The sequence below is a fragment of the Bizionia sp. genome (assembly GCF_048259285.1).
Taxonomy (GTDB): domain Bacteria; phylum Bacteroidota; class Bacteroidia; order Flavobacteriales; family Flavobacteriaceae; genus Algorimicrobium; species Algorimicrobium hallyeonense.
This window is the reverse complement of the sequence record NZ_JBLXHU010000001.1, coordinates 1-13,016: the sequence shown is the minus strand read 5'-3', so window position 1 is coordinate 13,016 and position 13,016 is coordinate 1. Positions and strand designations below refer to the sequence as shown.

Here is a 13,016-nt window from a genome sequence, read left to right as displayed (position 1 = left end):
TAACAAATAGTCGTTAAATTCGTCTTAACCTAAAACACGACTATGCTATCTAAACTTAAATTTCAAACACTTTTTACAGCTTGTTTTTTATTACTTACCTTTTCTAATTTTGGTCAAACCGTTACGGGAAAAATTTTGGATACTAAGAATGAGCCTATTCCTTTTGCTACCATTCAAATTGGCGAGGATTATGGTGTAATTTCCAACGACGAAGGCAATTTTAACATGCGCGTATCAGGTTTTCAATCTACCGATTCCGTGTACATTTCTTGTATGGGTTATGAAAAATTAGGCTTTCAAGTTCAAGAGTTCGAATCCAAAGAATATGTTTTAAACGATCATGTAAACGAACTTTCAGAAGTCTATGTTACAGACAGAAAATTAGAAATTGATTCTATTTTATATTATGTGAAAACGCATGCTTCAAAAAATTATAGACTAGACCAAACGGCTTTAAAAATGTTTGGACGACGTACCGAATATGTGGATGGAAAAGCAGCAGATTTTGAAATAGAAAAATCGTCTAATTTCAAAAAAAATCAATTGGACGCTTTTAATAAGGATTTTGATGAGTTAGAACAATCACTTCTAAATAACGAATCCAAACAATACACAGATATGGTTTCTACGCTATATATAAAAGATTCAGAAAACGCCAAGTTGAAAGTTGAAAAGGCGGTTAAGCTTTTAGATGAAACCAATGAGCAGTCATTAGAAAAAATGACCGATAAAGGCAACGATATTGTATTAAAACATTTGGACAAAAGTAAAGTGTATACCGTAAAATCGGGCTGGTTTACCGTTTCAGATTCCGTGTCGTTGGATAATAGAAGTGATAAAGTATCCGATTCTATAAATGCCGTTCGCTTTGTCCGCGAAGCTGCTTTTAATATGGTAAAAGAAGTAAATCCTATAACCGAAGAGCCCGAATTAGATTTCATTACGGATACCAGAAAATATGATTACGAGTTAAAAGGTTTAACCTTTTTAGATACAGAAATGGTTTATATTATAGATTTTAAACCAAGACGAGGTTCTGCAAACTACCAAGGAACCATGTATGTTTCCAATCAAACCTTTGCCGTATTACGTGCCGATTATGCATTTTATCCTGGACGCGTAGGCGAGAAAATTAATTTGCGTTTAATATTAGGGATTAAATTTATTGAGAATAATAAAGCCGGTTCTGTAGCTTACAAGAAAAATAGCGATGGTTACTATTATCCTTATTATATAAAAAGTGAATCAGATCGGTATTTTTACATCAACAGACCTATCAAGTTTATTGAAAATGACAATAGCCGCAATAAAACAGCCTTTAATTTTAAAGTTGAAGGAACTTTCAAAGAACGTACTGAAATATTAATGCTAGATGTAAATTCGGTAAATTCCGCAGCCTTTGAAGCCATCCAAGAAGGAAAAACCATGGATTTCGAAAAGATTAAGAAATACGATGCATCCATTTGGCAAGATTATAATGTGTTAGAGCCGCTTCAGGAAATGAAGGATTTTAAAGTTAAAGATTAATTAAAAAAGCCGATTTCATTCGGCTTTTTACGCACTATTTTGCACTATAAACTGAAACTTAACGTATAATTTAAATCCATGAAAAACCTCCTAGCAGTATTTTGCTTTTTGATTATGACAAGTTGTGGCACGACTCTAACTGTTAATTCAGAAGTTGAAACCTTTATAAATTCTCAAAATTTTACAGTTGTAAAACCTGTAAAATGGCACGCTTTTAAAAATCATGGTTATGTGAGTTATACACCTCTCTCTATCGATGAAAATCCCTTTCAAAATTCGGTTTCAGTATTTCAATTTCTAGAAACAAACGACCACTCTTTTGAAGAATTTGTTCAAACTAGAATAAACGAAACGAACAACTCAAGAACCATTATCAAGCAAGAATCCTATTCCGAATTAACCCAATTGGGAACCATTTATATTCATAACCTGGAATCAACTTTTCAAGGTCATATTAATAAGGAATTTTCCGTGTATTTTGAACATAATGGCAACTATTATAATTACAATTATTATTCACGTAAGAATCTCTATAAAAAGCACCTTGATGATGCTATGTCTATTTTAAAGAGTATTGCATTTAATGAAAATCAGGATTGATATTTATAGATATTTAAATCGTAATTTGATAATGAACAAATGTTCAAATAAAATCATGCGTTTATTTTAAGAATACGCAGCCACTTTCCCTTCCACGCCTTCAAAAAAGGCTTTCATAAATTTGAAATCTGCTTCCAAATCGTCTGTAGGATAAAAAGGCTCGGATATCTTATTTTGCTTGTTCTTGAAGTCTAATGTAAACATGATTATCGGCACGTTGGCAGCTTTGGCAATGTAGTAAAAGCCAGTTCGCCATTCGGTTACTTTTTTTCGCGTGCCCTCGGGAGCTAGCGCTAATCGAAACTCATCACGTTCATTAAATAATTGTGCAATAGCCTCTACCTTATTTTGTTTATTTCCGCGGTCTATAGGTGCGCCTCCAATGGCTCTTAAGTACCAACCTATTGGACCAATAAACAGTTCCTTTTTTGCAATAAAATTAGATTTTACGTGTGCTACTTGACGCAACAAGACTCCAATATAAAAATCATGCCAACTGGTATGTGGCACAGCAATAAGAACGGCCTTTTTTACAGTATCTTGAGAGAACGTTACATTCCCTGTAATACGCCAACCTATAATTTTAAAATAAATAAATTTAGCTAACCTGCGCATATTACATTTTAGAATATAGGTCTCTTAATTTTTGACGTGTAATCACTTTTTGCCAGTTTTTACCAATGGCATTTTCCCAAAGCGGTTCTAGGCTTAAAGCCACATCAATCATAATATCAAATTGCTCATCTGTTAAATTGGCACAAACACCTTGTGGAATATGAATGTTGTGTTTGGTGCGCATTTTTTTATACATGGCAACTCCTTCTGGGTAGTATTCTTCTAAATGTTCAAAAACAATACAATTTCCAACACCGTGTTTAACCCCTAGCAAATAACCTAAACCATAACTCATAGCATGGGCCACACCAACTTGGGAATAGGCAATACTCATGCCGCCATGCCAGGAAGCCATCATTAATTTATCGGCAGCCTCTTTTTCGTCTAATGTATCTTCTAGAAAAATTTCTATACAAAGCTCTAATGCCTTTTCGCCATAACTTTCGCTAAAGGCATTCAAATAGGTTCCTTTTAGGGATTCTATACAGTGTACATAACAGTCCATTCCTGTATAAAACCATTGGTCTTTAGGTACGCCTTTGGTTAATTCGGGATCCAGAATAACTTGATCAAAAGGTGTATAATCACTATTGATTCCTAATTTTCTAACAGGTCCTGTTAAAATGGTTGTTCTAGAAACTTCGGCTCCTGTTCCGGAAATAGTAGGAATACCAACGTGATAAATGGCTGGGTTTTTAACTAAATCCCAACCTTGATAATCTTTAGATTCTCCTTCATTTGTAATCATAATCGCAACAGCTTTAGCCATATCCATTACGGTTCCACCACCAATACCAATAATTCCTGAAGGACGTTGTTTACAGGTAAGTATAATTTCTTCAACCAAGGCATCTACTTGTGATGTTTTAGGTTCTTCTTCAGCAGAAATAAAAATAACACGATCATCATAAGCTAATGGAATACGTCCTGATAGCGTTGCTTTTTTTTCAAAAACATCATCAACTAAAAAAATAAATGGTGCGGAAACACTTAATCGCTTGGGTGCAATGATATCTTCTAACTGACTAAAACTTCCTCGACCAAAAACAACTCGAGACACCATTGGGTAATTCTTGTAACTCATGTAATATTGTTCTGAAACAGCTTATCAAATGGGACTTATTTGACGCACTGTTTAATTAATCTTTCCTTATTTATTCTGCTATAAATTTCAATTGATAAATATCGCTATAATTATTGAAATCCACAGACACTATTGCAACAATTCCAGTAATTCATTCAAACTTTTAACTGTTTTATAAGCTTTTCCGTTCGTTTCATTCTCGGTAACTTGCTCATGAATCCACGTGGTATGAAAAGGCACATGAATAGCATGTGCTTTTAAATTTACCAAGGGCAATATATCCGACCTTAATGAATTTCCTATCATTAAAAACTGGGATGGTTTAATATCCAAATGGTTTAAAAGCCTGGAATAATTGGCTTCTTTTTTATCACTTAATACTTCAATATGGTGAAAATAATCTAGCAAACCTGATTTTTCTAATTTTCGCTCTTGGTCTAATAAATCACCTTTGGTAGCTAGAATTAATTTGTATTTTTTTGATAATTCTTTTAATACATTCTCAACACCATCCAACAATTCAATAGGTTTCTCCAGCATATCTTTTCCTATATCCAAAATAGCTTGGGTGGTTTTAGCCGATACATTATTGTTAGATAATTCAATAGCTGTTTCTACCATGGACAATACAAAACCTTTAATACCATAGCCATAAAGCGGCAAATTTCTTATATGCGCTTTAAATAGTTCTTGGTCTATTTTATTTAAGGTTTCATAAGGCGATAATAGTTTTCCAAAGGCTACTTCGGCATCCCGAAAATAGGTTTCATTAACCCAAAGCGTATCATCCGCATCAAAGCCTATTACGTGTATGTTATTATAATTTATTTCCACAGCTTGTTGGCTAATTCCAAATCTTCAGGTGTATCAATTTCAACACCTTGAACATCGGTTTCTACCATTTTTATTTTTTTACTATATTCTAAATATCGGATACACTCAATTTTTTCAGACGCTTCCAACGGCAACATGGGTAAACGGTAAAAATCTAAAAGTGCTTGACGCCTAAACGCATACACTCCTTTATGTTTGTAGTATTTAACGGCTACATCCTTATCTCTTGGAAACGGAATGGGGCTTCTAGAAAAGTATAAAGCAAAATTTTTATTATCAACAATAACCTTAACGGTATTGGGGTTAGTAATCTCCTCCCATTCATGAATATGAACCATTAAAGATGCTAAATCAATTTCTTTTAGTGGATCATCGTTAAAGACAGCAATTAGTTTTTTAAGCGAAGCGACTTCGGTAAAAGGCTCATCACCTTGCACATTAACCACAATATCTACATCGTCCATAAACTCGATAGCTTCGGCAATTCTGTCGCTTCCACATTCGTGTTCTTTTTTGCTCATAATAGCTTTTCCGCCATTATTTACAATTTCATTATAAATAATTTCACTATCCGTAACCACAAACACGTCATCAAATAATTGGGTATTAACGGTGGCTTCGTAGGTTCGTAAAATCACCGTTTTGCCTGCTAAATCTTGCATGAGCTTACCTGGAAATCGGGAAGCTTTGTAACGTGCAGGAATCATGGAAATTATTTTCATGTGTTCTTTTTATAACTTAAATATGAACCAAGCAGATCATTAATAATCATTTCTTGGCATGCTAAAACTTTCAGCATGGTAGCTTCATATTAAAATAGTAATTAATAGTTTCAAAAATAGGATATTTTAACCTGATTTCAGGGTTTAGAGGTCCTAAACTTTTTAAAAATTTTGAATGATAGTCCTAAAATAACAAGGACTAAAATTAAGGCTAATACCGGCAATACAAGAGAAATGATTGTCATAAAAACGGCCATAACGGTTTCAATAGTAGAAACGATAGGATTAGCAAAACCTGCCGAAGTTGCTGTGGAGGCTAATCGTGTTGCGCTAGACGTACTAGCAATAGCTGTTGCTGACCCACCGCCTGCAATAATGGCTAATGACCAAGTTACAACAGGATTTAAATCTATAGTGGTAGAAACCACAATGGCTGTTCCGGCAATGGCTGCTAAAGGAATGGCTATGGTATCCAATAAGTTATCCAAGAATGGAATGTAGTAGGCAAATATTTCAAACAATGTGGCCACACCAAAGGTAATAACAGCCGTTAAACTGCCTAACCACAGCCAGGAGCTGTTTAGTTCTAAAACATTAAAATACGCCGACAAACTTAAAGCAAATAAAGGCACAAAAACCCGAAACCCAACCGACGCGGCTAATCCGATACCCAAAAATATGCTTAATATGGTTTCTAATGTCATGGCGTACCGTTTTATTCTTGAAAAAATTCATCTTTAAAACCAATAAGATACAACTTTTCTTTAGCTCTGGTAATAGCTGTGTATAACCAACGTAAGTAATCTAGCGTTATGCCATCTGGTAAATACGGTTGCTCCACGAAAACCGTGCTCCACTGACCACCTTGCGATTTATGACAGGTAATAGCATAGGAAAACTTAACTTGTAAGGCATTGAAATACTTGTTGTTCTTAACGCCTAAAAACTTTTTATAACCACTGGTTTCATGCTCATAATCTTTCATCACTTCTTGATACAAACGGTTAGAATCTTCATAGGGCAATGATGGTGTTTCTGCAGAAATGGTGTCTAGCATTAAAACGGTTTCAAAAGGTGTCATTCGCGGATAATCTACCATACGGATTTTTACTTCCGCAAAGCGAAAACCATATAAATCGATGATTCTAAAAATCTCTAAAATTTCAATAATATCACCATTGGCAATAAAACCCGCATCGGAATTTGGTTTTACCCAATAGTAATTATTTTTAACAACCATTAAGAAATCACCTGCCGATAATTCATTCTCATTAAAAAGAATCCGATTCCTAATTTGTTCATTATACAAATTTGCACGCTTATTACTTCTTACAATAAATGCCGTTTCCTCATTTCCCATGTCACTATACGAATCGTTAATGGCATCCATAATTTCCTGACCATCCGTAAGCCTAACAATATCTTTAAATCCTCTTAAATCAAATTGAAAGCTCTCTAAAAAGGACTCGTCCATCATTTCACGCAGACTTGTAGCATTTACCAAGATACCTGAATCTTGTTCTTGACGCATGACTTCATCCAATTCCATTTTAGTCACCGTTTTATTATATGTTAGCTCCAAAATATTTGCATCCAAAGCGGGACTTAATTCCAGTTTTACTGGTGGTAATTGGGCTGTATCTCCAATAAGCAATAATTTACAGTGATGACCAGAGTATACATAACTCATTAAATCATCTAATAAGGAACTAGCATCGGAAAATTTTGAATCGCTTGGCGCATCAGGAATCATGGAGGCTTCATCCACAATAAAGATGGTATTTTTATGCTTATTGGGTTGCATGACAAATTTTACGCCTCCTCCTTTTTCTTTTTTAGGGAAATAAATCTTTTTATGAATGGTAAACGCTTCTTTCTTGGAATAATTGGAGATAACTTTGGCCGCACGACCCGTTGGTGCCAACAATACGGCACTTTTTTTAGCCTTCCATAAATTGGACACAACCGTACCAATAATGGTTGTTTTTCCAGTTCCGGCGTATCCTTTAAGCAGATACAAGTCATTTTTCTTTTCTGAAAAAATAAATTCTGATAATTGCTGTAAAACAATGTCCTGTTTTAGGGTTGGTTGAAAGGGAAACTGTTGTTTTACAAGCGAATAAAATTCGTTAGAATTCATTAATACAGTGGGTTTTTAAAATTTAAGACAAAGATAACAATGATTTTTAGCCTCATTGGCTTTTACGATTAAAAAAAAATTGTAGATTTGCGTACAACCTTAATTCATTTAATTAAAAACTATGTTAACAATAATTCTAATTGTAGTTGCGGTAATCCTTCTAACCATTGGTTTAGTTTGGCTTGTAGATAAATTTATACCGTCAAAATTTAAACCTGTACTAATTGTATTACTTTGGGTTCTTATTGGCTTTTTAGGGTATCAAACATTTATGTCTGTTTACAAACCCATCCAATTCAACAAAGAAAAAGATAAGCGATACGCACAAGTTATTGAGCGTTTAATTGATATTCGTGATGCACAATTAGCTCATAGACAAGTAACTGGTGTTTTTGCGCCTAATTTTGATAACTTATTAAAATTTATCGATTCGGCTAAATATACCATTACACAACGTCGTGATACTTTAGTTTTAGATGTGGCCATGACAAAACGTTATGGTGGTGTGGAAACAATGAAAGATAGTACTATCATTGATACCTTAAACTTTGTACCAGTTAGAGATTCGCTATTTGGAAATTCTACACGTTACAAAGACATGATGAATGTTCCTGTAGGAAAAGAAGGTGTAAAATTTGAAATGAACGCCGGATTTTTAGAAACTGACGATGTTAAAATTCCAGTATTTGAAGCGTTTGTTAAAAAAGCAGTAGTTTTAGATGACCAAGATCGTGATTTAATTCTTCAAGAAAACGAAGTTATCTCGGTTGATGCTGTGAATGGTGATGCTATTCGTGTTGGATCTATGACAGAAGTTAAAACAAACGGTAACTGGCCAAAAACTTATGGCGCTAACGAATAATAACAAACATATTAAAAGTAATAAGAACTTGTCCATTCAAATTAGTTTGAATGGACTTTCTTTTTGTGTTTTGAATACAGAAAGCAATACCGTTGTATTTCTAAAAGAAATATCTACCGAGAAACGCGAAACGCCTTATAAAATCCTCGATTTATTAATTGACGCTTTTGAAACCGAAAAGGCCCTTCAAACCGCATTTAATGATATTCAGGTTATTCATGAAAATGAATTAGCAACATTGGTTCCAGACGAGCTGTTTCAAGAGGAAAATCTGGCCGATTATTTAAAATTCAATTCTAAAATATTACGATCGGATTTCATTAGTTTTGATAAAATAGACCGGAATAATAGTGTTAATGTTTACGTGCCTTATGTAAATATCAACAATTATATTTATGAGCAGTTTGGTGCGTTTTCATATAAACATTTTTCCACCGTTTTAATCCAACAAATTTTAGAACAAGAACAAACAGAAATAGATACCAAAATGTATGTGCATGTTCAGAATACACATTTTGAAATTGTAGTAGTAAAACAAGGCAAGCTCCTACTCTACAATAGTTTTGAATACGCTACCAAGGAAGATTTTATTTATTATGTTCTATTTACAGCCGAGCAATTACAACTCAATCCAGACAGCTTCATTCTCCTGTTTTTGGGCAAGGTTACAGATAATGATGAGTTGCATAGTATTGCTTACAAATATATTAGGCATATTCGCTTTGCCAAGCGCAACGACACGTTCAAATATTTAGAAAAACCGAAAAGCAATCATGCTTTTTTTACATTAATACACAGTTTATAATGCGCATTGTATCAGGTCAATTTAAAGGCCGAAGAATTACAGCTCCTAAAAAATTACCTGTTCGTCCAACCACTGATATGGCAAAAGAAGCTTTGTTTAATATTTTAAACAACCTGTATTATTTTGATTCCGTTTCGGTGTTGGATTTGTTTTCAGGAACCGGAAATATCAGTTACGAATTTGCATCTCGAGGCACGGAACACATTACAGCAGTTGATGAAAATTTTGGTTGTATCAAATTTATAAATGAGACAGCAGATAGTTTTGATATGACTATAAGCACCATTAAAAGTGATGTGTTTACATATTTAGAAAAAGCCAAAACACCATTCACCATCATTTTTGCCGATCCACCTTATGATTTTCCTTTAGATGAATTCAGCAAAATTCCAGACTTGGTATTTAAAAACAATTTATTAGAATCCAATGGTGTGCTCATTGTAGAACACTCCAAACACACCAAACTTTCCGAATTAGAACATTACAGCCATTCCAAAAGTTATGGTGGCAATATGTTTAGCTTTTTTCAAATAGCGTCTGACGAGGAAGAATAATGGTTAAAACAGACTAAACCAAACAGCATATAAAAGCAAAGCTCCTTGAAAATCAAGGAGCTTGTTTGTGTAAGTAAATCTATAAGCCGAATTCTGTACTCTTCAATTAAAAATTAAAAAGCCCTTATCATTTATCTGGATGCATTGTTACCAATACATTCTAGCTGCCTACCCTCCAACAATCGCACGTGCCGCGCTCAAACGTTGGTATACATGACATTGCACCACATAGAGTTTACCTGGTTTCACTACAGCATGACCTGTACATACTTTCTGTTGCACTTTTCCTAACCTCACGGCTGGTGGCTGTTAGCCACTATGTTTGCACTCCGGTGTTCGGACTTTCCTTCCCGAAACATATTCGGAACGATAAGGCGATTTACTTGGGTGCAAAATTACGATAAAGTCCTTTAGGTTTCTAAATGACGATGTGTTTTATTTTAAAAGTTTGCTTGAAGTTTATTAATAGTTACTTCGGGATAGGAAATTTGGAAGGAGCTCTGTAAGTAGGCTGGAATTTGAAATAAACGATATGCGTCTTAAATTAGGTGGCGTTTTTTTAATTTTTCACATCCAATACCTCTGGCCAATTGTTAGGCAATTCTCCGCTTAAACCCATTTCTGGAAGTTCATTTATTTGCTTCATTTCAGCTTCTGATAATTTAAAATCAAAAATATTGATATTATCTTCAATTCGTTTTAATGTATTTGATTTCGGGATGACGATGGTGTCATGTTGCGTTATCCATCTTAAACAAATTTGAGCGACAGATGTATTATGGTTTCTAGCTATAGATTGTAATAGTTCATTTCCAAAGACTTTTCCTCTGGCTAAAGGCGACCAAGATATAACTGCAATGGTATTCTTTTTACAAAACTTTACCAATTCTGATTGCCAATAACCAGGATGAAATTCAATTTGATTGATAGCTGGAATTATATTTGCAGTTTGAAAAAGTGCTTCTAAATGTTCTTGCCAAAAATTGCTTACGCCAATGGATTTTATTTTTCCGTCAGCTTGTAACTCCTACATAGCACGCCAACTATCGGCATTTGTTTATTGCCAATCCTTATAATTTTTTGCGTTGACAGGCCAATAAATTAAATACAAGTCAATGTAATCCAAACTAGGTTTTTTAAGTGATATGTTAAAAGCTTTTTTAGCTTCTTCATAACCTAAATTTTCACGCCATAATTTTGTGGTTATGATAATTTCTTTTCTATCGACTCCACTTTCATTTATTGCTTTTCCAACTTCTTTTTCATTATCATACTTGTCGGCTGTATCAAACATTCTGTAACCTATATTCAAAGCATTCTTTATAGATTGAATACCTTCTTTTTTTGTAGATTTGTATGTTCCAAAACCTATAATTGGTAATTTATTTCCGTCGTTTAATACTATTTCCTTCATACTGTTTCTAACGTTTTTAATATGGCTGTTAACGGTAATGTTTAAGAATAATAGGGGTTGAATGTGAAATTTTCCTGCTAAAAATAAGACGTAGTAAACTTGCTACCACCAAATAATTGAACTAAAATAAGTACTGTTTTTTTAATCCCAAATTTCAGGTCTATTAATTTTCATTGCTCTTAAATACGAAAGGAATTGTCCTGCGTGTACAGATTCGTGATAACCAATCCGTAACAGATAATTTCCAAGGTTTTTCTTACTTCCATTTCCAGGGTGAACAATTTCAATTTCGCTTAACTCTTGATCCGAAAATTGTTTAACTCTTTCTAAAAATATGTTTCTATAAGGTTCGGCAAAATCAAGTTCGTCATTAACGCTAATAAATGGCCTATTCTTCCAAGGTGTTTTATAACTTTTCATACTCCCATTATTAATTATAATATTCCACCCATAATCAGCTTCTAAAACGTGTCGAATCATTTCTATTGCAGTCATTGCTTCTTCGTCAGGTTTCCAATTATAATAGTTTTTAGGAAGTGATTTCCAAAGTTTGAGGCTTTTTCTCCTAATTTCTTTAAAATTTAAAATTATGAATTCAGATTGGGTCATTTTCTATTTTTTTTGATAATGTACGTCATACTGAAGGGAAACGGTTTCGGCTATGAGTAGTTGCGTGGGTTAGTAATTAATTTCCAAAGTAGGTGTGAATGAGCAATTACTTATGGCCATTGTTGGCACTTGTTTTTAATTTATTTTTTGCAATCAATATTCCAGTAAATAATATCATTCCAATACTGGATATTAAATGTATTTTCTTGAAATCCACATTTAATTCAGGAAAAAACAACAAGGCTATTCCCGCATTAATGGATAAGTGAAATAAGATTGCAACAAGAACACTTCCTTTAGAATTAATCACTAACCAAGTTATTATTATTGATAAACACATTAGCATAATAAAATATGTAATCACGGGTAAAAAAGAAATTGATTCTCCACTAACTAAAGTGCCAAATGGTGCCCTCCAAAGTGGAATATGCCAAATAAACCATATTACTCCAATTATGATTGCACTTTTTAAGTTCGTATGTTTTTTTTGTAATTCGGGTAATAAAAAACCTCTCCATCCAAGTTCTTCACCTAAAGGTCCAGCATATAGCCCAGCCCATAGTACCGCTGGAATAGAAAGAAAAGCTGTTATGTCAAAGCTCCCAATATCTCCAATAAATGTTTTGTAAATTCCAATTCCTATAAGAATAAAAAATATAGGCAATAATATTATGTATAAATAGTATTTAAAGGGGATATTCCAAATAAATACTTTCTTAAATAAATTCAATACACCGTTCAGTCCATCAAAAATAAGTGCTGTTACAATTCCGCTGATTGTAGGTCCATATAAGCCAGTAAAAAAGAATATTAAAAATTCCCCTATTGATTCTTGATTGATTCCATCTGTAAGGTAATTTAGACCGATAACCCAAAAAGTCCAAGACCAAATAATGGTAATTAATAAAAATATTAAAGTCTTTTTGTTATACATATTTTTCTCAAATAAGTGCCAACGGCAGTCTGTCTAATAACACTGCCAAAATCTTTAATTGATAAACTAAATTACACAATTAGTTTTAGACAGGTATTACTAATTGATTATTTGTCTTTGGTTTTAAAAATGTTTGTAAAACGCTGTAAAACGTTTTTAGAAGGACTAAAATACTATTAAAAAAGTAAAAACGCACTTTCCCTTTGGATAAGCACTAAAATAAGCATTTTTTATACACAGCTTAAGTTAGCATTTTAATAAAAACACTAAATTAAGACATATAAATAAGAAAGAACAAAAGAGAGGAATAAGGTTA

The 13,016-nt window shown here is 33.5% G+C and carries 13 protein-coding genes, 1 other RNA gene and 1 pseudogene; 5 read left to right on the top strand and 10 right to left on the bottom strand.

Annotated elements, in window-relative coordinates; genetic code table 11:
• The first annotated feature begins 42 nt into the window (after positions 1-42).
• A complete protein-coding gene (locus ACN0QX_RS00075; RefSeq protein ID WP_417194979.1) occupies positions 43-1,527 on the top strand; it encodes a carboxypeptidase-like regulatory domain-containing protein in 1,485 nt (494 codons plus the stop codon).
• A gap of 78 nt (positions 1,528-1,605) precedes the next feature.
• Positions 1,606-2,127, top strand: a complete 522-nt coding sequence (locus tag ACN0QX_RS00070) for a hypothetical protein (protein WP_417194978.1) — start codon at positions 1,606-1,608, stop codon at positions 2,125-2,127.
• A gap of 66 nt (positions 2,128-2,193) precedes the next feature.
• On the opposite strand, the gene ACN0QX_RS00065 is transcribed toward ACN0QX_RS00070, so the two are convergent.
• The 6 genes from ACN0QX_RS00065 to ACN0QX_RS00040 form a co-directional block, all read right to left on the bottom strand.
• Positions 2,194-2,742, bottom strand: a complete 549-nt coding sequence (locus ACN0QX_RS00065; protein WP_417194977.1) for a 1-acyl-sn-glycerol-3-phosphate acyltransferase — start codon at positions 2,740-2,742, stop codon at positions 2,194-2,196.
• 1 nt (position 2,743) lies between these two features.
• On the bottom strand, positions 2,744-3,826 hold the full coding sequence (locus ACN0QX_RS00060; protein WP_417194976.1) for an iron-containing alcohol dehydrogenase family protein: 1,083 nt from the start codon (positions 3,824-3,826) through the stop codon (positions 2,744-2,746).
• Positions 3,827-3,955: 129 nt separating this feature from the next.
• Positions 3,956-4,660: an HAD family hydrolase gene (locus tag ACN0QX_RS00055; protein ID WP_417194975.1), complete on the bottom strand. Its 705-nt coding sequence runs from the start codon at positions 4,658-4,660 to the stop codon at positions 3,956-3,958.
• A complete protein-coding gene (gene kdsB / locus ACN0QX_RS00050) occupies positions 4,651-5,382 on the bottom strand; it encodes a 3-deoxy-manno-octulosonate cytidylyltransferase (protein ID WP_417194974.1) in 732 nt (243 codons plus the stop codon). The genes ACN0QX_RS00055 and kdsB overlap by 10 nt, the downstream gene beginning before the upstream one ends.
• Positions 5,383-5,519: 137 nt before the next feature.
• Positions 5,520-6,086: a DUF4126 domain-containing protein gene (locus ACN0QX_RS00045; protein ID WP_248399291.1), complete on the bottom strand. Its 567-nt coding sequence runs from the start codon at positions 6,084-6,086 to the stop codon at positions 5,520-5,522.
• An 11-nt stretch (positions 6,087-6,097) separates the two neighbouring features.
• The gene (locus tag ACN0QX_RS00040) at positions 6,098-7,522 is read right to left on the bottom strand and encodes an ATP-dependent DNA helicase (RefSeq protein WP_417194973.1); all 1,425 of its coding nucleotides are present in this window, start codon (positions 7,520-7,522) and stop codon (positions 6,098-6,100) included.
• Positions 7,523-7,643: 121 nt separating this feature from the next.
• On the opposite strand from ACN0QX_RS00040, the gene ACN0QX_RS00035 reads away from it, so the two are divergent.
• From ACN0QX_RS00035 to ACN0QX_RS00025, 3 genes are read left to right on the top strand one after another with little or no spacing between them, the layout of a single operon-like run.
• Positions 7,644-8,384: a hypothetical protein gene (locus ACN0QX_RS00035; RefSeq protein ID WP_248399287.1), complete on the top strand. Its 741-nt coding sequence runs from the start codon at positions 7,644-7,646 to the stop codon at positions 8,382-8,384.
• Complete coding sequence (locus ACN0QX_RS00030) at positions 8,368-9,189, top strand: DUF3822 family protein (protein WP_417194972.1); 822 nt, start codon at positions 8,368-8,370, stop codon at positions 9,187-9,189. Before ACN0QX_RS00035 ends, ACN0QX_RS00030 begins: the two co-directional genes overlap by 17 nt.
• Positions 9,189-9,743, top strand: coding sequence for an RsmD family RNA methyltransferase (locus ACN0QX_RS00025; protein WP_417194971.1), 555 nt, complete (start codon positions 9,189-9,191; stop codon positions 9,741-9,743). Before ACN0QX_RS00030 ends, ACN0QX_RS00025 begins: the two co-directional genes overlap by 1 nt.
• A gap of 66 nt (positions 9,744-9,809) precedes the next feature.
• On the opposite strand, the gene rnpB is transcribed toward ACN0QX_RS00025, so the two are convergent.
• The 4 genes and pseudogenes from rnpB to ACN0QX_RS00005 all read right to left on the bottom strand — a co-directional run bounded on the left by rnpB (position 9,810) and on the right by ACN0QX_RS00005 (position 12,700).
• Positions 9,810-10,129, bottom strand: an RNA gene (gene rnpB / locus ACN0QX_RS00020) — RNase P RNA component class A.
• Between the two features lie 173 nt (positions 10,130-10,302).
• Positions 10,303-11,157: pseudogene (locus ACN0QX_RS00015) on the bottom strand (aldo/keto reductase).
• A gap of 141 nt (positions 11,158-11,298) precedes the next feature.
• Entirely contained in the window at positions 11,299-11,766 is a 468-nt protein-coding gene (locus tag ACN0QX_RS00010; RefSeq protein ID WP_417194970.1) for a DinB family protein, read from the bottom strand.
• Between the two features lie 106 nt (positions 11,767-11,872).
• A complete protein-coding gene (locus ACN0QX_RS00005) occupies positions 11,873-12,700 on the bottom strand; it encodes a CPBP family intramembrane glutamic endopeptidase (RefSeq protein ID WP_417194969.1) in 828 nt (275 codons plus the stop codon).
• Positions 12,701-13,016: the final 316 nt, after the last annotated feature.